Source organism: Butyricicoccus faecihominis (assembly GCF_024462775.1).
Taxonomy (GTDB): Bacteria; Bacillota; Clostridia; order Oscillospirales; family Butyricicoccaceae; genus Agathobaculum; species Agathobaculum faecihominis_A.
Genome location: NZ_JANGCE010000022.1, coordinates 40,187 through 64,397, shown reverse-complemented (window position 1 = coordinate 64,397; position 24,211 = coordinate 40,187). Strand labels below are relative to the sequence as shown.

The following is a 24,211-nucleotide window of genomic DNA, read 5'->3' as shown; positions in this document are numbered from 1 at the left end:
AGCGAAGCGACGAGGAATCTCGCGCGAACGCGCGAAACCCACGTAAAATCCGCGCGTTCGCGCGAGATTCTTCACTTCGTTCAGAATGACATAAGAAAACTCTTTTATTTTGCAACGCGCTCTTCTTTTTTGCGGAAGGGCTGTGAGAATTCATAAAAATATTAATATATTACTGTGCAAATTTCATCTGGAATAATGTTATTGTGAGTGATACAATTCAAATAACATAAATAATATTAATAACATTTATAAATATTAATTAATTGTGATTGGCACGAACACGTGCTAATAATAAAAAAACAGGAGGAAAAAAGGATGAAAAGGTTTTTGGCAGGCTTATTAGCAGCGGTATCCGTACTGGCGCTGACCGCATGTACATCGAGCTCGCAAGACGCGGCGCCGCCCGAAGCGGATAGCGAGGGGGCCTCGGCGGCGGGCGGCGCGACCATGGACGGCACGGGAATGGTGTTTGCCGGTTCCTGCTGGTCGTTCAACGACACCTTCATCAACAACATTTCCAGCCATGTCAAGCAATTTGCCGAGGAATACGGCGCTTCCTTTGAATTCAGCGACGCGCAGGGCAGCCAGCCCAACCAGACCGACGCGCTGAACGGCTATATCACCAAGGGCGTGAACGGCCTGATGGTCAACATTATCGATACGACCGCAACCACGATCATTTTACGGGCCGCGGCGGACGCCGACCTGCCTGTCGTATTCTTTGAACACGAGCCGGATAAAAAGGATATGGATACCTATGACAAATGCTGGACCGTGGGCTCCAACAATGAGCAGGGCGGCACCTTCATGGCCGAGCTGATGCTGGATTACTGGAATACGTTCGATAACGCCGATCATAACGGCGACGGTAAGTTCAGCTATATTTTAATTGAAGGGCAGGTAGGTGACACGACCTCTGAGGTGCGTTCGCAGTTTATTGAAAAGGTACTGGCGGACGCGGGCGTTAGCGCTGAAATGGCGGGCAATTCGGTCGGCGAGTGGTCGCGCGCCACCGCGTACGACCAAATGAGCGGCTTTATCTCCTCCATCGGTCTGGAAAATATCGACGGCGTGCTCGCGGTCAACGACGATATGGCCATCGGCTGTATCGAGGCGCTCAAGGTAAACGGCTATAATACCGGCGCGCCGGGCGACGGTAAGTATATCCCGGTCGTCGGTATCGACGGTACGGACGCGGGCTTTGATTCGATGTCGACCGGGCAGATGTGGGGCACGGTGCTGAACGATGCGAAAACCTATGCGCGCTACTGCACCGACCTACTGATCGCCGCCGCGAACGGCGCCGAGCTGACGGAGCAAAACTTGGGATTTGCCATAGAAGATGAAAAGTATGTCCGCATCGATCACGTCAAGGTTTCGCAGGACAACTGGGAACAGATCCAAAAAGATTATAAAAGCTGACCCAGCCCCCATTGACAGCGTAGCTGTTACCTTATAAACCGGAGAACGGCAAAGTCCCTGCCCGCCGGGCAGGGGGACAGGGACCTTGTCCTCTCCCACAAATCATGGAGGAAAGGAAATGCCGGAGTATCGTCTGGAAATGGAGCATATCTCTAAAAGCTTCCCGGGCGTCAAAGCGCTCGATGATGTGTCGCTGAAAGTAAAGCCCGGTTCCGTACACGCATTGATGGGAGAAAACGGCGCGGGAAAATCCACGCTGATGAAATGCCTGTTCGGCATGTACATACCAAACGGCGGAACGATCCGCCTGAACGGCAGGGAGGTCGCGCTGTCCGACACGCGCGACGCGCTGCAAAACGGCATCGCCATGATCCATCAGGAGCTGAGCCCCATCCCGCTTCGCCCGATCATGGAAAACATCTGGCTCGGCCGGTTTCCCAAAAAAGGGCCGGTGGTCGATCATAAAAAAATGGAAGAGATGACCGCCGCGCTGTTTGAAAGCCTCGATATCCGCATCAGCCCCACCGTGCTGGCGCGCGATCTGTCGGTTTCCAAGCTGCAGCAGGCCGAGATCGCCAAAGCGGTCAGCTATAACGCGGAGATCATTATCATGGACGAGCCGACCTCGTCGCTTACCGATACCGAGACCGAGCACTTGTTCCGCATCATCCGTCAGCTCAAGGCGGAAAACCGTTCGGTGATCTTTATCTCGCACAAGATCGACGAGATTCTTACGATCTGCGACGAAATCACCATCATGCGCGACGGCGCCTATCAGGGCACCTGGTCGTGCGAGGGCATGACGACGGATTTTATCGTCAATACCATGGTAGGGCGCACCCTGTCGAGCCGCTTCCCGGAAAAGCACTACGCCCCGAGGGACGAGGAGGTGCTGCGGGTGGAAAACTATACATCGGGCGACAGCATGTCGTTTCAAAACGTCAGCTTCACACTGCGCCGGGGCGAAATATTGGGCATCGGCGGTTTGGTGGGAGCGCAGCGCACCGAGCTGGTCGAATCGATATTCGGCCTGCGCCCGATCGAGAGCGGCGCGCTCTATAAAAATGGGGCCAAGATCACGGTGCGCTCGCCGCGGGACGCCAAACGCAACGGTATCGTCCTTTTGACGGAGGAACGCCGCAAAAACGGCATTTTCGGCGGGCTGTCCGTTTTGGATAATATCGTCGTCGCCAATCAGCACAGCTACGGGCGGGGGCCGATCCGTGTGATCGACACCAAACGCCGCCGGCGGGAGGGCGGCGAATACTGCAAGGAGTTGAACGTGCGAACGCCGGGGATCGAAGCGCTGGCGCGCAATCTCTCGGGCGGCAACCAGCAGAAGATGCTGCTTGCACGGTGGCTGCTCGTCGACCCGGATATCCTGATTCTGGACGAACCGACGCGCGGCATCGACGTCGGCGCGAAATACGAAATCTATGTGATCATGCACCGCCTCGCGGAGCAGGGCAAAAGCATTATCATGATCTCCTCCGAAATGCCCGAGCTTTTGGGCATGAGCGACCGCGTCATGGTGATGTGCGCCGGGCGGATGACCGGTATGTTAGAGCGCGCGGAGGCGTCGCAGGTCAGCGTCATGCGTCTCGCCACGGCGTTTGAAAACGAAATGAGGATGGAGGGCATGAAAGAATGACCAAACAAGGAACCATCACCAGAAAACGATATGCGTCGATCCAGTTGCTTGCCGGCGCGGCCGTTGCGGCCGTGGGCGTGCTGCTGCATGGGATCGGTCCTAAAAGCATTTACGATCTGCCGCTTTACCTCATCGTGATCGGCGTGGCCGTCGCGGTCGGCGCGTTGGATATGGCGGTGCGCAAAAAACGGTATGCGGACACGGTCGATCTGTCCCGCCGCCATATCATGCACTTGATTGGCGATAACGCGCTCATCATCGCGTTGGTCGCGCTGGTCGTGCTCATCGCGGTGGTACAGCCCAAGTTTTTGCAGCTTCGCGTCATGCGCGACATCCTCACGCAGATGTCGCCCCGGCTGGTGGTCGCGCTGGGCGGCGGTCTGGCGATCCTGATCGGCGGGTGCGATCTGACCACGGGGCGCATGGTCGGCCTGTCGGCGGTGGTCAGCTCGTCGCTGCTGCAGGACCGCGATTACGCCAATCTGTTTTTCCCAAATCTGCCGAAGCTGCCGCTCGTGGTCGGCATCGGCGTCGCGCTGTTGGTCTGCATGCTATTCGGCGCGCTCTGCGGGGCGCTGGTCGCGGTGTTCGATGTGCCCGCCATCATTGCCACGCTGGCCACACAGGTCATCATTTACGGCTCTAACTCGCTTTACTATGGCCTGAACGGGTCGCAGCCCGTCGGCGGTCTGCGGGAGGATTTCGCGGCGATCGGCCAGACGAGGCTGTTCGGCGAGATACCGATTTTGATCCCCATCGCGCTGGGCATCATGGCGATCATGTGGTTCATCCTCAATTACACCGAATTTGGCAAAAACATATACGCGGTCGGCGGCAATCGGCAGGCCGCCGTGGTTTCGGGCATCAACGTGCGGCTAACGATCTTTTGCCTGTTTCTGCTGGCCAGCGTGCTGTACGGCTGCGCCGGTATCATGGAAGCGACGCGGACGGCGGGCGCGACCAACGTTTACGGCACCAACTACGAAATGGACGCGATCGCCTCCTGCGTGGTCGGCGGCTTCTCCATTTCGGGCGGCGGTGGCAAGGTCAGCGGCGTGTTCATCGGCGTATTGATCTTCAACATCATTTCGTACGGCTTAAACTTCATTGGCCTCGATCCCATGTGGCAGCAAGTGATCAAAGGCGTGATCATCGCCACCGCGGTCGCTATGGATATGCACAAGAATGTGCGTCAATAAAAGGCCGGCTATCTATTTGTGTTATAAGCGGAAAGGAGACTGGTATGAAAACAATCAAATGGGGCGTTATCGGTTCGGGCTGGATCGCGCATATGTTCGCCAAAACAAACCAAACGATCGATAACAGCGAGATCATTGCCATAGCGGATGTATCGCTGGAGATCGCAAAGGCGTATCAAAAGGAATTTTCCGTGCCGCGCGCCTACGGCTCGCCCGAGGAAATGCTGCAAGATCCGGAGATCGACGCGGTATATGTGGCAACGCCGCACTGCTTCCATAAGGAGGGGATCAAGCTGGCGCTGGAGCACGGCAAGCATGTGCTTTGCGTCAAGCCCATCACCTTATGCACGGCGGAACTGGAAGAGGTCATGGCGCTGGCCAAACAAAAGGGCCTGCTGCTGATGGAGGCTATGTGGACGCGGTTCAAGCCGGAGTTTCAGGATGCCAGACAAAAGCTGTTGGAAGGCGCGCTGGGCGATATCGTGCTGATGGAGGGCCATTGCAGCTTTATCACGCCCTATCAGCCGCAGGGTCGCATGTTCAACCGCAAACTCGGCGGCGGCGCGCTGATGGATGTGGGCGTGTACGTCACGTCGCTCGCGGATTTCTTCGCGGGAGGCGATCCGGTGCGTATCGACGCGCAGGCGCATTTCGGCGAGACCGGCGTGGACCAGACCACCTCGATCTTGTACCAATACGAAAACGGCTGCACGGCCTATCTGAACGCCTCCATCGAATCCGAGGAACGGCAGGATTGGACGATCGTCGGCACCAAGGGGAAAATCTTTATCGATAACATCTGGTACTCCACCTCGTACGATATTAAAATGCACGGCGGCGAATGGGAGACCCGGTCGTTCGGCGGCTCGGTGTCCACCCAGAAGGAGCACCACGATTTTATGATCCGCGCGTTTAACCAGTGCGTCCGCGACGGCAAGACCGACAGCGACGTGATCCCGATCGAAACGACGTGCCGGGTCATGCGCTGCATGGATACGATACGGGAGCGGATTGGCCTGCAATACGATGTTTCAACAAAATAGATGGAAAGAGGTTATTATTATGAGCAAGGCAACTAAATTGGCGGTTTTGGGCAGCGGCTTCATTGCCTATACCGATTATTATCCGGCGTTTGTCCGCGAGGATATCCGCGATCTGGTGGAAGTGACCGCGATCTGCGATCCGGTGTCCGGTCGCGCGGCGGAGCACATTGAAAAGTTCGGTTTTTCGGCAAAGGCCTACACGGATTATGACGCAATGCTGGCCGAAGCCGAAATGGATCTGCTGATCGTGTTATCGCCCATCCCGCTGCACTATCAGCAGGTGAAAAAGGCGCTGCTCGCGGGTAAGAATGTGTACTGTCAAAAAACCTTTACCGAGACCGCCGCGGAAGCGACCGAGCTGGTCGCGCTGGCAAAAGAAAAGGGCCTGATCCTGTGCGCCGCGCCGGGCCAGATGGTGCTCGCGGAAAATCAAGAGGTTAAAAAGCTGATGGAGCAAGGCGTGCTGGGCAAGGTGTGCTGGGCGCGCGGCTTCGGCGGTCATCCCGGGCATGAAAAGCAGGAGCTTTTCGGCATCGATCCCTCTTGGTATTACAAAAAGGGCGGCGGCCCGATGGGCGACGTTGCGGTGTATTCCATCACCACGCTGGTCAATCTGCTCGGTCCCGCCAAGCGCGTGTGCGGTTTTTCCGGCATTGCCGAGCCCGACCGCTTCTGGAACGGCAAAAAGCTGGATGTGCAAATGGATGACAACACCTACCTGCTGATCGACTTTGGCGAAAGCCGCTTTGCGGCCATCACCGGTAATTTCTGCACGCCGCAGTTCCGCTGCGGGCCGCTGGTGGAAATGTTCGGCACCAAGGGCATTGCCCGCATCGGCGGTTGGAGCAAGCGGGAGGTGCCGTTTGAGTACTATACCAGCCAGCCGGTCAATGGCAGTACATACGGCTGGTATCAGCCCGCGGAGGATATCGCCGCGCCCAGCAAGCCCGAAACCGTGCACACCGTGCAGGATGTGCTGCATATCTGCGCATGTATGGAAACCGGAGAAAAGCCGCTCAACACGGCGGACCGCGCCGCTCACGTCATTGAGATCATCGAAAAAGGGTACGAAGCCGCGGAGACCGGCAGAACCATGGAGCTGACCACCACGTTTGATTTTTAAGCTTTTTCCAAAAGAAAAACGCCGCCTGCAAGAATGCTTTGCTTGCAGGCGGCATTTCGTGTGAACGGCTGCCTATAAGCGCGGCCGTACGGCGTGATCGGGTAAAGACTTTTCGCTTAATTTGTGGTAGAATGAACAAAAGGCGATCTCATAATGCGCAAAAATAGATTTTAATGTTGCGGCGGCCAACGCCGCCGGTAGGGGCTGATAACTTGTGAAAAACGCAGCAGGAGTAAAAAAGGGAAAAGTGACGATGAAGGACATTGCAAAGCGTCTGGACATATCACAGAACACGGTTTCCCTAGCGCTGCGCAATATACCAACGATCAAAAAGGAGACCCGGGAAGAGATCCTCCGCATGGCGGACGAACTGGGTTATGTTTATAACGAAAGCGGCGCGCAAACAGGCTTTGCCCCGGCTGGCGGAAAAGTACAGACCCAGCAAAATATCTGTATCTTCACCGATTCCAGCTATTTTTCCACCTTTTATTTTTATACAGAGCTCAAGACGTTTTTGGAAAGCCGGCTGAACAGTCTGGGCTATGGACTGATCGTAGAAAGCATGTTCAATCCCCGTATGACCCGGGAGCAGCTTGGCACGTTCTGCCAGATCAATAGCATCAAGGGCGTTATCATACTGGGGGACATGGCGTTTGAACAGATTCATCTGGTGTTTGATCTGGACATTCCGGTTGTCACCAGCGGGTTTTATTTTTGCGACAGGTTCACAGATTGCGTGATGGAGGATAATCTGTCCGCCATCCACAACGCGGTGTACCGGCTGTACGAGCGCGGTTACCGCAAGATCGGCTTTCTGGGCAATGTCTCGCTGGGCGTTGGACAGCGGGAACGATATATGGGGTTTCAGGCCGCGCTCGACGCGCTGGGGCTGGAACGCCGTCCAGAATGGGTCTTGACCGACTGCGCCGCGGATACCGAAACGCTGTTTCATGATCAGAAGCGCTATTTGCAAGCCCACCCGGCGTTGCCGGAGGTGTTTTTGTGCGGCTGCGACCAGATCGCCATTTGCGTGATGGAAGCGGCGCAGGATCTGGGACTGCGTATCCCGGATGATATCGGTTTGGTCGGGTTCGACAATATCGACCTGACGCTGAACGTCCAGCCGCGGCTGACCACCCTCGACCCCGGCAACGCCGCGCAAGCCGATCTGATCGTCAGCACACTGACGGATCGTATCGGCGGCGGTAAGGCGCCGCTGCGGCGGCAGATCGTAGAGGTGACTTGGATAGAGGGCGGCTCGATTCGCCCGGCCCAAGAAAAGTAAAACGCCGTCCGCGCGAACCCTGTCCCAGGCGGCAAGTCATAGCGGCGCGCCGGCGTGCTGTCGGCGTGCCGCTTATTCGCTTCGCTGCCCGAGCCGCTCCTTCATTTTTTCCAGCGCTTTTTTCTCGATGCGCGATACATAGCTCCGCGAGATGCCGAGCTGTTTGGCGATCTCGCGCTGGGGGAGTGCGGCGGGAAGGCCGAGGCCGTAGCGCAGGCGGATGATCTCGCGTTCACGCGGGGTCAGGCCATGGGCAAGGGCTTGATACATGGCGTCGTACCGGTCGTGATCGTCCACGGCGCAAAGGTTTTCGTCCTCGCAGCAGATCACGTCCATCAGGGCAAGAGCGTTGCCCTCGCCGTCGGTGTCGAGCGCGTCGGAGAGCGAAAGCTCGCCCGCGCTTTTGCGCTTTTGGCGAAAATGCATGAGCAGTTCGTTTTGGATGCATTTGGAGGCATAGGTAGCCAGCTTGATGTTTTTATCCGGCCGGAAGGTGCCCACCGCCTTGATCAGCCCGATCGTGCCGATCGAGATCAGATCGTCCTGCTCGGATTTGTCGGAGTAATACTTCTTTACAATATGGGCCACCAGCCGCAGATTGTGCTCGATCAGAGCGGTGCGGGCGTCTTGGTCGCCCTCCTCGTTCATGCGGCGGAGCAGGTCTTGTTCCTCTTCGGGCGAAAGCGGTTTGGGAAACGAACCGTCCGCGCCTTGCACACGCAGGACAAAAAAGAAAAATGCGCCCGAAAGCGCGAGCAGGGCCGTCCAAAACATGGCGGTGCACCTCATTTCGTCGTTTTACGGTAACCTATGCGCGGGGCGGGCTGTCCTATGCGTTTGAGCGCGAAATAGACGATTGCGGCATCACACCGCAGGATAACGGCAACAAAGACGCCGACCGCCGGAAAACCGGCGGTCAGCGTCTTTGCTAGGGATAATAGAAGAAAAATGAAATGATATGGGCTTATTTAGCGGCGAGCCGGCGGGCCTTAGCCTCCATGCGCTCACGCGTGACGTCGATAAAGACGGCGATGATAATAACAAGGCCAAGCACCATGTTCTGGATGGCCGAGGAAGCGGCCAGCAGCGTAAAGCCGTTGCGCAGCACGCCGATGATCAGCGCGCCGATGATGGTGCCGAGCATGGTTCCCTTGCCGCCCATGAACGATGCGCCGCCGATGATGCAGGCCGCGATCGCGTCGGTATCGAACGGCTGCACGGCGTTAACGCCGTTGGTGATAGACGAACGGCCGATCGATACGATGCCCGCGAGGGCCGCGCACAGGCCGGAAAGGGTATAGCAGAAGGTAAGTACGTTAGCCGAGTGGATACCGGACAGCCGCGCGGCTTCCGGGTTACCGCCCACGCAGTAGATCGAGCGGCCCAGCGCCGAGCGCGTCAGGAACACATGCATGATGATGTAAAGAACGATAACCAGCAGGAAGCTGACCGGCACGCCGCCGCCGAAGGACTTGAACACGCGCGCGTCGCCCAGCCACATAACGCCGGCCGGGAAGCCGGATACCATCTGCGAGCTGGTTACCAGCAGCGCGAGGCCCCACAGGAAGTTTTTCATGCCCAAGGTGGATACGAACGGGTGAGGCAGGTGCAGGCGCGTGAGCAGCATGCCGTTGACCCAGCCGATCAGCGTGCCGGAGGCAATGGCGATCACCAGCATCAGTACGGCGTTGCTCGAACCGCGCTGTACCAGCATGCCCGCCATACAAGCGCAAAACGTTGCATTCGCGCCTACCGACAGGTCGATGCCGGCCGTGATCAGACACAGCAGCATGCCGATACTCAGCAGGGCGTTGAACGAGGTTTGGCTCAATACGTTCATTAAATTACTTGGATTGAGAAACTTGCCCTTGGTTACGATCGAAAGCACGATACACAGCAGTATCAGCGCGATCAGTGTGCCAAGCTGCGACGCACCGGCGCTCTTCTTTTTGGTCTTAGTCATCTAATGTTCCTCCCCATGCAGCTTTCATGATATCCTCTTGGTTGAAATGCTTGCTGTCGCGATCGATCGTCGCCATGACCCGGCCTCCGCGCATAACGACCACCCGGTCGCTCATGCCGAGGATTTCGGGCATTTCCGACGATACCATGATCACGCATTTACCCGCCATGACAAGGCTGTTCATGACGTTGTAGACCTCGACCTTTGCGCCGACGTCGATGCCGCGCGTCGGCTCGTCGAAAATGAAAATGTCCGCGTCCGTGTTGACCCACTTGCCGATGACCACCTTTTGCTGGTTGCCGCCCGACAGCTGGCCGACGATCTCGTCGATCGACGGCGTCTTGATGCGCAGCGAGCTGATGTGCTGCTCGCCGGAATCTTCTATCCGCTTTTCATCCAAGAACGGCCCATTACAAAAGCCCTTCATATTTGCCATGATCAGGTTGGTGCGAATGGTCTGCGCCAGCACCAGGCCCTGTCCCTTGCGGTCCTCGGTCAGGAAGGCGATCTTGTTGCGAATCGCGTCGCGCGGAGAGCCAATGCGCGTTTCCTTGCCATGGATATATACCTTGCCGCCGTCGATCGGGTCCGCGCCGAAAATCGCGCGCATCGTCTCCGTGCGTCCGGCGCCTACCAGACCCGCAAAGCCCAAGATCTGGCCGCTGTAAGCCTCAAAGCCGACGTCGTACAGCACGCCGCCTTCCTGCAGGCCCTCTACCTTGAGCGCGCAATCGCCCTTTTCCCCGAATTCCTTCGGGAACTGGTTCTCCAGACTGCGGCCCACCATGCCGGTGATCAGGTCGTCGTTGTCGGTATCGGTCACTTTTTTGGTCCAGATATGCTCGCCGTCGCGCATGACCGTTACGCGGTCGCACAGCTCGAACAGCTCTTCGAGTTTGTGCGAAACAAATACGATGCCGATTCCGCGCTCGCGGAGCTCGCGGCACGTTTTCATCAGCTGGTCTACTTCTTTTTCGCCAAGGGAAGAGGTCGGCTCGTCCATGATGATCATTTTCGCGTCGATCAGCACGGCCTTGGCGATCTCAATCATCTGCTGCACGCCCATGCCGAACGTACCCGCGGCCTTGGTCGGGTCGACATCCTGACCAAGGGATTCCATGACCTCCTTGGCCTTTTTATGCATGGCGGAATAGTCGAGCAGACCGCCCTTTTTCAGCCACTTGTTGATAAAAATATTATCCGTGATGCTCAAAAGCGGCTCAATATTCAGTTCCTGATATACACACGCGATGCCTGCAGCCGCAGAATCGTTCGGATCCTTAAAGTGCATTTCCTGTCCGTTGACATAGATATGCCCTTCATCCGCCTGATGCACGCCGGTCAGTACCTTGATCAGCGTCGACTTGCCCGCGCCGTTTTCTCCGATCAGCCCCAGTATTTCTCCGGGCTTGACCGCGAGACTCATGTTTTTCAGCGCCACCACGCCCGGAAATCGTTTGGTAGCGTTTTTTAGTTCTACTACGTATTCACTCATAAATATTAGATCACCCTTTTCTCCGAGATGCGTACGTGCCCGGCAAACCAAAGCGGAGGCCGTGTTCGTCACGGCCGCCGCTTGTTGGCTAATACCGGCTACCGCAGAGGGGGCTTTGTTTTGACCCTGCGGAAAGAGAGACGCCTCTGTTTTCGTTTTTCAGCAAAACTGTTGACAGAGGCGTCAATTATTGGTTTATGATTGCACTCAAACCTGTGTGATCGTTATTTTACCGAATCCAGATAGCCCTGCAGCGTATCCTTGCGCTCCTGTGCGTTGTCCGCGTTTACGATGTCGGCGCCGGAGTCGATGAAGGCTTCGATCTCCTGACCATTGAGCTTGTTGACGACTGCTTCAACAGACTTGTAGCCCATCTCGTAGCCCTGCTGCGCGACAGACATCGTCAGGCGGCCTTCGAGGATGGCGGTGCAGGCGGACTGGATGCCGTCAAAGCCAAGGAACACGGTGTTCTTGTAGTTTTCGTTATCCGCGGCTACCTTAGCGGCTGCCATCGCCATGTCGTCGTTGTTGGCGCAGATGATCGCAACGCCTTCCGGGAACTTGGAGATGATGCCTTCCATCGCGGCAACGGCCTTGTCCGGCACGGCGTCCGCGTACTGTACTTCGCTGTCGAGGAACTCGCCGCCGGCAGCTTCAACGCCAGCCTTATAGCCGTTCATACGGTCGGTGTTGGTGGTGTCGCCCTGTACGCCGGCGATTTCGATGCACTTGATCTCTTCCCAGCCGCGCTCCTTCGCGAGCTTGGCAGCGGCTTCGCCGCCCAGCTTGCCGGCGGACTCGTTGCCGGTGCCGATGAAGCTAAGTACTTCGGGTGCTTCGATCTTGGTATCAACCGCGACGATCGGCTTGGTCTGGCCCTTGACCAGATTGGCGACCATGTCGGCCTGCAGCGGCGCGATGACGTAGCCGTCGTAATCGCTCGAAAGGTCGGTCTGGATCATGTTCAGCTGCTCGTCATAGGAGGTCTCGCTCGGCGCGCCCTTGACTTCTACCTTTACGTTCGGGTTCTCCTTGGCGTAGGCCAGCGCGCCGGCCTGTACGTACTGCCAGTACTCGGAAGCCGTGGTCTTAAGGATCACGTCGATCGAGTAGTTGCCGTCGCCGGCAGGCGTGGACGCGTCGGACGTACCGGCGGAATCGCCGTCTGCCGTGGGCTCGGCGGGCTTGTCGCCGCAGCCGGACAGCATGCCGGTCAACATCGCGCTAGCGAGCAACATGGCAAATAGTCTCTTTTTCATAGTTTGTACCTCTTCTTTCTCTTCTCATTTTCTGTGCGTCTTCCGATAAGCCGGTCCTCTAACCGGTTTATAAGATGCACACACTGCACAGCATTTGTGCGATGCGTACAATAAAATTCTAGATAGTTCACCATAATAAGTCAATGTGCATATTTTATATCGTCGTTTTCACTATGATAGCTCCTGTACTTTTGCATATATTGTGCATCAATAAGAGTGTTTTTCCTTGGTTTGATTGTGTGCACTGTGCGTTTTTTGAAATGCCCATAGGCTCAGTGTATAATGATTCAAAAACACGCCCGGACATAAGCGAGACCAAGGAGACTGTATGGAATGAAGGTAACGATCGAGCAAATCGCGAAAATGTGCAACGTATCGCGCGGCACCGTGGACCGTGTTTTGCATAACCGGCCTTATGTGCATCCGCAAATCAGGCGGAATGTGCTGTCCGCGCTGGCGCGTACAGGCTATCGCTCCCCTTCACAGATTGAAAAATGCACGGTTCGCCATACGGCGGGAGTGATTCTTCCCGGCTGGCCGGACCGCTATTTTTTCCGTCATTCGCAGCGGGGCATCCGCACGGCGCTGGCCAAGACCGATAAAAGGGAGTTTTCCCTCATCATTGAGCAGCTTGCGGGGCGTTCGGTAGGCGAGCACGCGGAAGCGATCGACCGGCTGCTCGCGCAAGGGGTGGAGGGCGTCATCCTCAACGCGCCCATGGAAAACGAGATCACCTCCCGCCTGAACCGCGCGGCGGACAAGGGCGTGCGCATCGTGACCTGCATGGACGAGCTGCCGCAGTGTCCGGCGGCTTTTTATGTCGGGCAGGACGTCGCGCGCGCCGGCCGTGTGGCGGGGGGCCTGATGGCAAAGTACCTGCGCCCGGGCGAGCGCGTGCTGGCCGTATCGGGCGATATGCAGTTTTATTCGCACCGCAAGCGCGTGGAAAGCTTTGAAGAGCGGCTGGGCGAGCTTATTCCGCCTTCTCAGGCGGTTCATGAAGGGAGAGGTATCGTTACCATCGTATTTTGCAACGAGATATTTCAGGAAACGGCGCGCACCGTGCACCATCAACTGCGCATGGATGAGCATATCCGCTACATTTATATGGCCACGCAAAGCGTGTCCGGCTGCATAGAGGGCATTCGCCGCGCGCAGCTTCCCTATAAGATCACCGTGATTTGCAACGATACGACGGCTGCCGCGCGCCGGTTCCTCGCGTCGGGCGATGTGGACTTCGTGATCGGGCAGAGCGTGGCGCGGACGGCGGCGCAGGCCGTCGAAAGCATGTACCAAATGCTGTGCCTTGGCATCGAGCCGCGATCGCAGCGGTGCTACACCGGACTGGCGATCTACACGCAGCAAATGCTGCAGCGCACGGGTGAACAGCTGTGAAGCGGACAATCAGCGATATTGCGCGGACGTGCGGCGTTTCCCGCGGCACGGTGGACCGTGTTTTACACGGCAGGCCGCATGTGCTGCCCGAGACCCGGGCAAAGGTAGAGTCGGTATTGCGGGAAAGCGGCTATTCGGTCGGCGGAACCGGAAGGGAGCCCGTTTCGTCCTCAATCGTGACGATCGCGGTATTGCTGCCCAAGTGGCATGACAGCTACTTTGCGCGGCAGACCTACGCGGGCATCAACGACGCCGAGCACGCCATCAACGACAGCGCGCTGCGCGTACTGACGTACGAGATGACCTCGCGCTCGCCGGATGAGTATATCGCGCTGCTGGACCGGCTGGCCGGGCAGGGCGTGAACGGCATTGTGCTGAGCGCGGCGCAATCCTCGGTGATCGAGATGAAAATAGACGAGCTCGCGGCCCGCGGCATCGCGGTCGTCACCTATGATTCGGATGTGCCCAATTCCAAGCGCGTGTGCTATATCGGGCAGGACCTGTACCGGTCGGGCGCGATCGCGGCCGGGCTGATGGCGCGCTTTATGCGGCCGAACGACGAGGTGCTCATCGTTACGGGGCGCATGGACTTTGAAACGGGCAAGGCCCGCGTCGACGGCTTTGTGCGTTACCTGCAATCGCAGGGCTTTTCGCCCGATTGCTACACCATCGCGGAATGCTACGAGCGGTTTGACGCGACCAGCGCCACCGTATGCAGCGCACTAAAGGAAAGGCCGCGCCTGAAGTACATTTATATGGCGAATGAAAGCGTTTCCGGCTGTGTCGATGGGGTGCGTAAGGCGCAGGCCGGGCATCCGGTGCGCATCATTTGCAACGATTTGACGCCGGCGGCGAAAAAATATCTGCAAAACGGGCAGATCGACTTTATCATCGGGCAAACCTTTACCCAAAAGGCGTACAAAGCCGTGATCACGCTATATAACCTGCTGCGCCGCGGTATGCCGCCGAAAAAGGACAAGCTTTATACGGACAGCTTCATCATTTCACAGGAGCTGCTGTAAGCACGTTCCCCGCACAGCGCACATGCAAGACCGGCCTATTGGGCCGGTTTTTTTATGCAAACCGCCGCAGCGGAAACGGTGGGTTCTGTGCAAATGCGCGTATTTTACCGGCGCGTATTGCTTTCGCGGCAGGCCTTCTATAAAATGGGAGGCGCGAGAGAAGAAACACCCAAGAGAAAGAAGAGAGGGAAACCCAAATGAAGCAAATCAAAGTTGGCATTGTCGGTCTGGGCCGTCTGGGCTGGGTTCATGCACAAAATCTGGCCTTTAAAATACCGGGCTGCCGCCTGACCGCCGCGTGCTCATTGGAGCAGAGCGAGCTCGACCGCGCGAGGGACGAACTGAACGTGCCGCAGACCTATCTTGATTATAAGGAAATGGTCGATCAGGCCGATATCGAGGCGGTGGTGATCGTATCGTCTTCGCCCGAGCACTGCTGGATGATCGAATACGCGCTCGACGCGGACAAGCATGTGTTTACCGACAAGCCGCTGGGCTGCTCGCTGGAGGAGTGCAAGCGCGCCGAGGCGGCCGTTGAGCGCCATCCGGACAAGCTGTTTTTCCTAGGCTTCATGCGCCGGTACGATCCGTCCTACGCGGACGCCAAGGCCCAGATCGACGCGGGCCGGATCGGCAAGCCCTATCTGGTTAAGGCCACGGGGCTCGATCCCGAGGCGTGCGTCGAAAGCTGCATCAAGTTCTGCAAGACCTCGGGCGGTATTTTCATTGACGCCGCGAGCCACGATATCGACCTGATGCGCTGGTTTTTGGGCGGCGAGATCACCGAAGTTTACGCTGCCGGCACGACCTTTAAGCATCCCGAATTTGCGCAGGGCGGCGACACCGAGACCGGCATGGCCATGCTCAAGCTGGACAACGGCACCGTGGCCTTCCTGCACGTCGGGCGAACGGCGCCGCACGGCTACCATACCGAGACCGAGATCGTCGGCACGGACGCGCACATTCGCGTAGCGGGCGTGCCGTGGAAAAACCGCGCCATGATCTTTGACGAAAACGGCGCGGTACAGCCCATCATTGAAAACTTCCCGCAGCGCTTTGCCGAGGCGTACCTGCTCGAAATGGTGGATTTTATCGACTGCATTCAGCAGGGGCGCAAGCCGGAGATCACCGTGTACGACGGGACCAAGGCCACGATCGTCACCTACGCGATCACAAATTCCTTCCATTCCGGCAAGCCGGTACAGCCGGTTTATTAAAAAGCGGACCGAAAAAAGAGAAGGGCAAGCATTGCGCTTCTCTTTTTCATGCGCGAAAAACGCGCCGTTTGATAAAGAAAAGCTTGTAATTTGCGGTACGGTTTAGTATAATAACAGTATTAACGGCAAATTGCACGAGGAGGTGTTAAAAATGCCAAGTGGACAACAATACTTGCAGGCGATTATGCAGTTTGCGCCGCTCGTGCTGCTGATTGTGCTGTTCTACTTCATGCTGATCCGCCCGCAGCGTAAGCGCGACAAGGCGGAGAAGGAAATGCGTAACTCGATCGATATCGGCGATGAGATTTCCACCATCGGCGGTTTTATCGGCCGTGTGGTCAACATCAAGGACGATGTGCTGATCATCGAGACCTCGAACGACCGCACCAAGCTGAAGATCTACCGCTGGGCTATCCGCGGCAAGGAAGCGGAGCCGACCGAGTCGGTAGAAGCGCCCAAGGACGCGAAGTAATATCCCGGCGCCTTGCCGAATAAGATAGCGCAAAGGTTCGTCCTTCACCCGGACGCGCCAAACTTTCGGCGGGAGGAAAGCGCAGATGAAAAAAACGAATGATGACCTGTCGCCTATCGGCATTTTGTTGCCGTCGGCGCTACTGGGCCTGGGGCTTACTTTATTGCTGATGCTGGCCGGCGCGCTGCTGGTGCAGCGCGGCACGGTCGGCGAAGGCGCGATCGCTCCTCTGGCGCTCGCTTTTTTAGCGGTCGGCAGTGCGGCGGCGGCCTTTCTATCGGCAAAGCGCGCGCCGGGCGGCAAATTCCTTTGGGCGGTCGGCGCCGGCGCGCTGATTTTTCTAGTCCTGCTTGCCGTGGGCGCTCTTGTCCTGCGGCAGCCGGTACATATTCCGCGCACGGTCATCAGTTTTGCCTCGATGGTTGTCGGCGCAGCGCTCGGCGGTTTTGCCGGTGCGAGCATGCGCAGAAAAAAACGCCATAAGCACCTGAAAAAATAGGAGGGAAACACCATGAAGCATGTTACGACTCTGACTTCGGCGACCCTGAAGCAGACCGCCGCTAAGGGCGGCTGCGGCGAGTGCCAGACTTCCTGCCAGTCCGCCTGCAAGACTTCTTGCACGGTGGCCAACCAGAAGTGCGAGCACTCTAAGTGAGCAGTTAGCTCCTACTGAAGTCCAATCGCAAGGCGTGCCGATGCGGCGCGCCTTGTTTTTTACTTACATCGGAGGAACAAATAGAAATGATCCATCGCTATCAGAAAAACGGACTCAATTTTGTGCTGGACGTTAATTCCGGCGCGGTGCATGTGCTGGATGACGTAAGCTACGCCGTTTCCGGCCTTGCCGATGAAACCATGGGGGAAACCTGCCCGCAGCAGGTGGTGGACGCGCTCGGCCAGTTTGAAGCGGACGCGGTGCGGGAAGCTTGGGGCGAACTGTACGCGCTGAAAAAGAACGGCCAGCTTTTCGCGGACGACGATTATATCGACGTTTCCCGCTATGTGCCGGTCGGCGCGCCGGTCAAGGCGCTGTGCCTGCATGTCGCGCATGACTGCAACCTGCGATGCAAATACTGCTTTGCTTCGACCGGCGACTTCGGTCAGGGCCGCAAGATCATGCCGCCCGAGGTGGCCGAGCGCGCGATCGACTTTGTCGTAAGCCGTTCGGGCGCGCGGCACAATATCGAGATCGACTTCTTCGGCGGCGAACCGCTGATGGCGTGGGACACGGTGGTGCGCGCGGTCGATTACGCGCGGTCAATCGAGCAAAAGCACAATAAAAAGTTCCGCTTCACCATCACGACCAACGGCGTGCTGCTCGATGAGGACAAACGCCGCTACATCAACGAGAATATGGACAATGTCGTCCTGTCGCTCGACGGCCGTCCGGCCGTCAACGACGAGTTCCGCAAGACCGTGTCGGGCGCGGGCAGCTACGATGTGATCGTGCCTAAATTTAAGGCGCTGGTAGACGAGCGCGACCCGGAAAAGGATTATTACGCGCGCGGCACCTTTACCTCGCACAACCTTGACTTTGCCGAGGATGTGACGCACATCGCGGACGCGGGCTTTGACCGCCTTTCGGTCGAACCGGTCACAGCCGACCCCGGCTGCGGCTACGACTTGACCGAGGACGACCTGCCGAGAATTGAAGCGGAGTACGACCGTCTGACCGAGATCATGCTGGAGCGGCGGAAAGCGGGCAAACCGTTTTCCTTCTTCCACTTCATGGTCGATCTGGATCAGGGGCCGTGCGTGGTCAAGCGGCTGCGCGGCTGCGGCGCGGGCTATGAGTACGTCGCCGTCACGCCGGACGGCGATATTTACCCCTGCCACCAGTTCGTCGGCAAGGAAGAATTTCGGCAGGGCAGCGTGCTGGACGGCTCGTTTGACATGGATATCGCGCAAAAATTCGCGGGCATGAACATTTATTCCCGGCCCAAGTGCCAGAAGTGCTGGGCTAAATTCTACTGCTCGGGCGGCTGCTCGGCGGCAAATTACAACATGAACGGCGATATGAATGATTCGTACGATCTCGGCTGTGAGATGGAGCGCAAGCGGTTGGAGTGTGCAATCTATCTGAAAGCGGCGGAGAAAATTTGTGCAGATTAGTCAATACACCAAAACATTTAAAAATAATGTAAAAGGCATTGCAAGTTGCACGTTTTTTGCCGTATAATAATGCTGAAATATTATGAGCGTCCCTGAAGGAGTTGATTCAAATGCCACACAAGATTCGTGTAGCAGTGATTGGAGAAGGGGAGAACCTGACGCGCCTGATCCGTGCGATACTGGAAAAACAGGTTATACCCGCCAATAATATGTTTATATCCGCCAAAAACCAGACGGCCAAGGAAGCGGCCGCCGGGTACGACGTGGTGCTTTGCGAAGACGAAGCCGCGGCGGTGGTCAAGAGCGAGATCGTGCTGGTGCCCGCCTCCAAACGCGAAATGGGCACGGTTCTGGCGCCGGTCTCGCAGTGCACGCGCACGCGCACGGTCGTGCCTGTCTGCGAGGATCCTCGCGTGAACGCCGATTTTATCTTGGAGCGCGTACAGTTCGGCACCGAGGTCGTTTCCGCGACCCTGTCGAGGGATGAAAACGGCAAGCTGTCCGTTCAGTTCGATGCGTCGCGTTCCGCGCGTATCTTCCTGCACCAGCCGTGCCGCGATCTGGTCAACGCGCTGATCGACTAAGGCGGGTTCTAAAACCGAATAGCCGGGAATATGCTGTATTATCAACCTTCCGCAAGGGGGAGACGTATGAGAAAACGGCATGTTCTCGGCTTTTTTGATGAAATTGTACGCACACCGGCGTTTTTATTCCTAAGCGCGATGTTTTTATGCGGCGCGGTGGCGGGCGGCCTGACCGGCCTGATCGCGGGCGAGGAGGACGGCGCTGTGCAGCTCGCGGGCCTGATCTCGGCCCTGCCCGCGCAGGCGCTGAAAAGCGTGTTGTGCGCGCTCCTATGGGTCATCCTGCCTCTACTGTGCGCAATGCTGCGCCCGGCGGCGCTGTTCCTCGCGGGGCTTTGCGCGGCGCGCGGCTTCGTGCTGGCGCTGACGGTCGCGGTAGGCGTGGCGCAAAAGAACGGTATTTTTCTTTCGGTGCTGACCACCGGGCTGCCCGCGGTGCTTTCCGCGCCCGCGCTGCTCGCGGCGGCGGCCATGGTATGGTGTGCCTCCGAGCAGCGCGCGGCAGGGCGCAGCACCGCGCTGCTGTCCGACTGCCGCATACCCTACATGATCTGCCTTGCCCTTGCCGCGGCCAGCGCGCTGCTCCGCGTTCTGTGCGCGGCGCTGTGCAGTTTATAAAGGTAAGCACTACGAAGGCCCCGATGTTCCTTTTGGAACATCGGGGCCTTGTATCTGTTCGGTATTTACGAATCGCCGCCGAGCGAATCGGATATGGAGTCCGCAGAGGACAGCATGCCGCCAAGCATGGCGTCCAACACCTTGTCGTCGGACTCGATCGTCCACTGGTCGTCTGTCAGCTTTAGGCTGATATCGACGGTGTTGGTGACCATCTTGTTATCCTCGCGCGCCAACAGTCCGGTCAGAATGCCTAAGTACTTCTGGTCCATTTCTTCTTCGGAGGGCTGCTGGTCCTCGGGCAGGAAGGCGTAATTGAGCGCGTCCGAAAACGCCTGCTGAATAAATTCGGACATAATGGCCGTCATGTCGGCGTTGGTGAACTCCACCGTAACGGTGGCCGTGCCGGCTTTTTCGTCTTCCTTACTTTCCTTAACGGTGTAGGAAAGGTGCTTGGTTACGGCTTTCATAACCTGCGCGTCCTCATCGTCCGCCTCCGGCTGGGCGGCGGATTCCACTTTGCCCAGCGTATCCTCGCCCCAATAGGTCTTCATGGCGGCAAAGTCCACGTTTTGCACAGCGCCGATCGCACTTTCCACAACCGCCTGTGCGGATTCCCGCTTGGTTCCGCCACACGCGGTAAGCGACAGCGCGAGCGCCGCCGCGAGCAGGACGGAGCATATCCGTTTCATCATTTTATCAAATCCCCCTTGATATGTATTGCACCCAGTATACCACAGCGGCAAGCATTTTCAAAGTGTTAAAAAACGCTTGTGCGCCGCTGGTGGTATAATGATTTAATCCGTGTATAATAGGCGCTTTGCGGCTATTATACCACAGCGGCAAGCAATTCCGAAGAGTCAAAACACACCTAAGAGCCGCTGATGGTATAATTAATTTAATCAAAGTATAATAGCCGCTTTGCGGCTATTATACCATAGATCGGCGCGGAAAAGAATGAGGAATCGGAAAAGAGGAAACGGAAAATTTTACGCTTGCTGCGTTGCGGCGTGCTTCTTAGGAGCACGCGCCTTGCTCGGAGCAAAACTCTACCTTCTTGCCCTCAAGGATCAAATTGGTCGTGCGCACAGCGCACATTTTGCCGCACATTGAGCAGGTGTGGCGCTCGGTCGGCGGCACCTGATGATAGAAGCGTTCCGCTTTTTCAGGGTCGAGCGCAAGGGAGAACTGCTCGTCCCAGTCCAGCTTATGGCGGGCCGCCGCCATCGCGTCGTCGCGGTCGCGCGCGCCCGGCAGGCCCAGCGCGATATCGGCCGCGTGCGCCGCGATCTTGGAAGCCGCGATACCCTCGCGCACATCGTCTAAATCGGGCAGGCGCAGGTGCTCGGCCGGGGTGACGTAGCACAGGAAGTTGGCGCCGCTGCTCGCCGCGATCGCCCCGCCGATGGCCGAGGTGATGTGATCGTATCCCGGTGCGATATCGGTCACGAGCGGGCCGAGCACGTAGAACGGCGCGCCGTGGCAAAGGCGCTTTTCCATCACCATATTGGCGGCGATTTCGTTCATGGCCATATGGCCCGGCCCCTCCACCATGACCTGCACGTCGCGCGCCCACGCGCGCTCGGTCAGGTGGCCCAGCTCGATCAGCTCGGCGATCTGGCCGTGGTCGGACGCATCCTTCAGGCAGCCGGGGCGCAGCGCGTCGCCCAGCGAAATGGTCACATCATAGGCGCGCAGAATGTCCAGCACCTCGTCGTAATACTCAAAAAACGGGTTTTCGTTGCCGGTCATCTGCATCCAAGCGAACAGCAGCGAGCCGCCGCGCGAAACGATATTCATTTCGCGCCCCTCGCGCATAAAGGTTTCCACCGCGCGGCGGTTGATCCCGGCGTGGATGGTCATGAAATCCACGCCTTCCTTGGCGTGCGCCTCGACGACCTTTAGAAAATCTTGCGCGGTGATCTCGAGCAAGTCCTTTTCCAGATAGCCGATCGCGTCATACATCGGTACGGTGCCGATCATCGCGGGGGAATAATCGATCAATTTATTACGGAATGTATTTGTCTTGCCGTAGTTGGAAAGATCCATAATGGATTCCGCGCCCATGTCAATCGCAAGCTTTACCTTGCGCATTTCCAGCTCATAATCCTTTGCGTCGCCCGAAATGCCAAGGTTTACGTTGATTTTGACGCGCGTGCCGTCGCCCACCGCCTCGGCGGACAGGCTCTTGTGGTTCACGTTTGCCGGGATGGCGATCGTGCCCTTAGCGACGCGCGCGCGGATGTACTCTGCCGTGCGGTTTTCCTTTTTTGCTACCGTTTCCATCTCCGGCGTGACGATGCCGCGCTTGGCGGCGTCCATTTGGGTGGCGTAATTTCTCATTTGCGCTTCTCCTTACTCGTTTTACTTATACATAAATGTAATCGGCCATGACGGGCTGCAGGCCGTGGCGCTCAATCGCGGCGTAAACCTCGTCGACCGTGCGGTTGTCCGATATCTCAAACTGCGCGTCGCCCTTGTCCGCGTTGTCCTCGCTGTGCTCGCCGATGCCGGTCGAAACGCCGGCGGATATCTTGGTCGCCGCAATGCCGATGATATGATCGCGGAACCCGGCGCGTTCGCGCGTGGAGATCGTGATGGAGGCAAAGGGCATGAAGACGCGGTAGGCGCAGATGACCTGCAAAAGCTGCGGCTCATGCACATCCTTGGGACCCACTTTATCGTTGTTGATGATGGGCCGCAGGCGCGGGCAGGAAAAGGCGATCTCGGCGTGCGGATACTTGCGTTGCAGCAAATAGGCGTGCAGGCCGGTGGCAAAGGCGTCCTTTCGGAAATCCGATAGGCCCAAAAGCGCCGCGAACCCCACGCCGCGCATGCCGCCCATGAGCGCGCGTTCCTGCGCGTTCAGCCGGTAGGGGAAAATGCGCTTGTGTCCGCCCAGATGGAGCGTGGAATACTTGTCCGCGTCGTAGGTCTCCTGAAAAACGGTGACATAGTCCACGCCGCACGCGTGTAAATGCGCGTACTCCTCCACATTGAGCGGGTATATCTCAACGCCGACCACGCGGAAGTATTTGCGCGCCAGACGGCAGGCCTCTCCGATGTAATCGACCGGCGACATGGAGCGGCTTTCGCCGGTGAGCAGCAGGATTTCCTGCAAGCCGGTTTGGGCGATCGCCTGCAATTCGCGTTCGATCTCATCCGTATCCAGCCTCGCGCGGCGGATCTTATTGTGGCAGTTGAAGCCACAGTAAATGCAGTAGTTTTCACAGTAATTGGCGATATAGAGCGGGGTGAACATCTGCACCGAGGTACCGAAGTGCTTTCGCGTTTCCTGCTGCGCGCGGCGCGCGAGCTGCTCCAAAAACGGCGCGGCGGCGGGGGAGAGCAGGGCCGCGAAATCGTCCGGCGCGAGCACGTCCTTTGCAAGGGCGCGGGTCACATCCCGCGCGGTGAAACGGTCGAACTCCATGGCCTGCATGCGGGCGATCACTTCATCCTGCGTTTCACTGCCGATGTCGTCCATGCCCGGCTGGTATTGCATGTGGTCGGTCTCGGCGGTGATGTATTGGGCGTTCGTTACTGGGTCTAACATGGATCAGTCCTCCCCCTCGTCGCGCAGAAAGCCGGTCAGCGGAGAGGAAGCGGCGGCGGTATCCCGCACGCGGCCCAGCCCGGCAAGGTACGCGGCGCGCCCGGCTTCAATTGCCTGACGGAACGCGCCCGCCATCGCGGGCACGTCGCCCGCGGTCGCGATGGCGGTGTTCGCCATGACGGCGGCCGCGCCCAGTTCCATGGCCTCGCACGCCTGCGACGGGCGGCCGATGCCCGCGTCCACGATGATGGGCAGATCGATCTCGTCGATCAAGATTTTGATAAACTCGCGCGTTGCCAGTCCCTTGTTGGTGCCGATCGGCGCGGCCAGCGGCATGATGGACGCCGCGCCCGCGTTCACCAGATCGCGCGCCACGTTCAGATCGGGGTACATATACGGCATGACGATGAAGCCCTCGCCCGCCAAAATATCGGTTGCCCGAACGGTTTCTTGGTTATCGGGCAGCAGATATTTGCTGTCGCGCATGATTTCGATCTTGACAAAGTCGCCGCACCCGCATTCGCGCGCCAACCGGGCGATGCGCACGGCCTCGTCCGCGTTGCGCGCGCCCGAGGTATTGGGCAGCAGGGTCACCCCCTCCGGGATATGGTCGAGGATATTGGCCGCGCCGCCCTCGTTCACCCGGCGCAGGGCCAGCGTGATCATTTCCGCGCCGCCCGATTCGACCGCAGCGCGGATCAGCTCCAGCGAATACTTGCCTGAGCCAAGGATAAAACGGGAGCGGAACGCGTGTCCGCGCAGAATAAGCTCATCTTTCACGTAAAAAACACTCCTTTT

At 57.8% G+C, this 24,211-nt stretch carries 23 protein-coding genes; 15 read left to right on the top strand and 8 right to left on the bottom strand.

Features of this window, described 5'->3' with window-relative positions:
* The first annotated feature begins 315 nt into the window (after window positions 1-315).
* The 6 genes from NE562_RS11875 to NE562_RS11850 all read left to right on the top strand — a co-directional run bounded on the left by NE562_RS11875 (window position 316) and on the right by NE562_RS11850 (window position 7,723).
* On the top strand, window positions 316-1,422 hold the full coding sequence (locus tag NE562_RS11875) for a galactose ABC transporter substrate-binding protein (RefSeq protein WP_280962638.1): 1,107 nt from the start codon (window positions 316-318) through the stop codon (window positions 1,420-1,422).
* Between the two features lie 118 nt (window positions 1,423-1,540).
* On the top strand, window positions 1,541-3,073 hold the full coding sequence (locus tag NE562_RS11870; RefSeq protein ID WP_280962637.1) for a sugar ABC transporter ATP-binding protein: 1,533 nt from the start codon (window positions 1,541-1,543) through the stop codon (window positions 3,071-3,073).
* Window positions 3,070-4,272, top strand: a complete 1,203-nt coding sequence (locus NE562_RS11865) for an ABC transporter permease subunit (protein ID WP_280962636.1) — start codon at window positions 3,070-3,072, stop codon at window positions 4,270-4,272. The genes NE562_RS11870 and NE562_RS11865 overlap by 4 nt, the downstream gene beginning before the upstream one ends.
* A 44-nt stretch (window positions 4,273-4,316) precedes the next feature.
* On the top strand, window positions 4,317-5,315 hold the full coding sequence (locus tag NE562_RS11860; protein WP_280962635.1) for a Gfo/Idh/MocA family protein: 999 nt from the start codon (window positions 4,317-4,319) through the stop codon (window positions 5,313-5,315).
* A 19-nt stretch (window positions 5,316-5,334) separates the two neighbouring features.
* Window positions 5,335-6,438, top strand: a complete 1,104-nt coding sequence (locus tag NE562_RS11855) for a Gfo/Idh/MocA family protein (RefSeq protein WP_280962634.1) — start codon at window positions 5,335-5,337, stop codon at window positions 6,436-6,438.
* Window positions 6,439-6,691: 253 nt separating this feature from the next.
* Window positions 6,692-7,723, top strand: coding sequence for a LacI family DNA-binding transcriptional regulator (locus NE562_RS11850; protein WP_280962633.1), 1,032 nt, complete (start codon window positions 6,692-6,694; stop codon window positions 7,721-7,723).
* A 72-nt stretch (window positions 7,724-7,795) separates the two neighbouring features.
* Here the strand turns inward: NE562_RS11850 and sigK are convergent, their stop codons facing one another.
* The 4 genes from sigK to NE562_RS11830 form a co-directional block, all read right to left on the bottom strand.
* Complete coding sequence (gene sigK, locus NE562_RS11845) at window positions 7,796-8,497, bottom strand: RNA polymerase sporulation sigma factor SigK (protein WP_280962632.1); 702 nt, start codon at window positions 8,495-8,497, stop codon at window positions 7,796-7,798.
* A 190-nt stretch (window positions 8,498-8,687) separates the two neighbouring features.
* The gene (locus NE562_RS11840; RefSeq protein ID WP_280962631.1) at window positions 8,688-9,686 is read right to left on the bottom strand and encodes an ABC transporter permease; all 999 of its coding nucleotides are present in this window, start codon (window positions 9,684-9,686) and stop codon (window positions 8,688-8,690) included.
* Entirely contained in the window at window positions 9,679-11,181 is a 1,503-nt protein-coding gene (locus NE562_RS11835) for a sugar ABC transporter ATP-binding protein (RefSeq protein WP_280962630.1), read from the bottom strand. The genes NE562_RS11840 and NE562_RS11835 overlap by 8 nt, the downstream gene beginning before the upstream one ends.
* A 224-nt stretch (window positions 11,182-11,405) precedes the next feature.
* Window positions 11,406-12,440 (bottom strand): sugar ABC transporter substrate-binding protein, encoded by a 1,035-nt coding sequence (locus tag NE562_RS11830; protein WP_280962629.1) that lies wholly within the window; start codon window positions 12,438-12,440, stop codon window positions 11,406-11,408.
* Window positions 12,441-12,773: 333 nt separating this feature from the next.
* Between NE562_RS11830 and NE562_RS11825 the strand changes: the two genes are divergently transcribed.
* The 9 genes from NE562_RS11825 to NE562_RS11785 all read left to right on the top strand — a co-directional run bounded on the left by NE562_RS11825 (window position 12,774) and on the right by NE562_RS11785 (window position 19,860).
* Window positions 12,774-13,835 (top strand): LacI family DNA-binding transcriptional regulator, encoded by a 1,062-nt coding sequence (locus NE562_RS11825; protein WP_280962628.1) that lies wholly within the window; start codon window positions 12,774-12,776, stop codon window positions 13,833-13,835.
* Window positions 13,832-14,857, top strand: coding sequence for a LacI family DNA-binding transcriptional regulator (locus NE562_RS11820; RefSeq protein ID WP_280962627.1), 1,026 nt, complete (start codon window positions 13,832-13,834; stop codon window positions 14,855-14,857). Before NE562_RS11825 ends, NE562_RS11820 begins: the two co-directional genes overlap by 4 nt.
* 197 nt (window positions 14,858-15,054) lie before the next feature.
* Entirely contained in the window at window positions 15,055-16,074 is a 1,020-nt protein-coding gene (locus tag NE562_RS11815; protein WP_280962626.1) for a Gfo/Idh/MocA family protein, read from the top strand.
* A gap of 151 nt (window positions 16,075-16,225) precedes the next feature.
* On the top strand, window positions 16,226-16,546 hold the full coding sequence (gene yajC, locus NE562_RS11810) for a preprotein translocase subunit YajC (RefSeq protein ID WP_280962625.1): 321 nt from the start codon (window positions 16,226-16,228) through the stop codon (window positions 16,544-16,546).
* An 85-nt stretch (window positions 16,547-16,631) separates the two neighbouring features.
* Window positions 16,632-17,045, top strand: a complete 414-nt coding sequence (locus NE562_RS11805; protein ID WP_280962624.1) for a TIGR04086 family membrane protein — start codon at window positions 16,632-16,634, stop codon at window positions 17,043-17,045.
* Window positions 17,046-17,057: 12 nt separating this feature from the next.
* Window positions 17,058-17,201: a six-cysteine ranthipeptide SCIFF gene (gene scfA / locus NE562_RS11800; protein ID WP_280962623.1), complete on the top strand. Its 144-nt coding sequence runs from the start codon at window positions 17,058-17,060 to the stop codon at window positions 17,199-17,201.
* 86 nt (window positions 17,202-17,287) lie between these two features.
* The gene (scfB, locus tag NE562_RS11795) at window positions 17,288-18,658 is read left to right on the top strand and encodes a thioether cross-link-forming SCIFF peptide maturase (protein WP_280962622.1); all 1,371 of its coding nucleotides are present in this window, start codon (window positions 17,288-17,290) and stop codon (window positions 18,656-18,658) included.
* A 110-nt stretch (window positions 18,659-18,768) separates the two neighbouring features.
* Window positions 18,769-19,242: a hypothetical protein gene (locus tag NE562_RS11790; RefSeq protein WP_280962621.1), complete on the top strand. Its 474-nt coding sequence runs from the start codon at window positions 18,769-18,771 to the stop codon at window positions 19,240-19,242.
* Between the two features lie 66 nt (window positions 19,243-19,308).
* On the top strand, window positions 19,309-19,860 hold the full coding sequence (locus NE562_RS11785) for a hypothetical protein (protein ID WP_280962620.1): 552 nt from the start codon (window positions 19,309-19,311) through the stop codon (window positions 19,858-19,860).
* A gap of 65 nt (window positions 19,861-19,925) precedes the next feature.
* Here the strand turns inward: NE562_RS11785 and NE562_RS11780 are convergent, their stop codons facing one another.
* The 4 genes from NE562_RS11780 to NE562_RS11765 all read right to left on the bottom strand — a co-directional run bounded on the left by NE562_RS11780 (window position 19,926) and on the right by NE562_RS11765 (window position 24,193).
* Window positions 19,926-20,552, bottom strand: a complete 627-nt coding sequence (locus NE562_RS11780) for a hypothetical protein (protein WP_280962619.1) — start codon at window positions 20,550-20,552, stop codon at window positions 19,926-19,928.
* 322 nt (window positions 20,553-20,874) lie between these two features.
* On the bottom strand, window positions 20,875-22,200 hold the full coding sequence (gene thiC / locus NE562_RS11775) for a phosphomethylpyrimidine synthase ThiC (RefSeq protein ID WP_280962618.1): 1,326 nt from the start codon (window positions 22,198-22,200) through the stop codon (window positions 20,875-20,877).
* 25 nt (window positions 22,201-22,225) lie between these two features.
* Window positions 22,226-23,413 (bottom strand): 2-iminoacetate synthase ThiH, encoded by a 1,188-nt coding sequence (thiH, locus tag NE562_RS11770; RefSeq protein WP_280962617.1) that lies wholly within the window; start codon window positions 23,411-23,413, stop codon window positions 22,226-22,228.
* Between the two features lie 3 nt (window positions 23,414-23,416).
* On the bottom strand, window positions 23,417-24,193 hold the full coding sequence (locus tag NE562_RS11765) for a thiazole synthase (protein ID WP_280962616.1): 777 nt from the start codon (window positions 24,191-24,193) through the stop codon (window positions 23,417-23,419).
* Window positions 24,194-24,211: the final 18 nt, after the last annotated feature.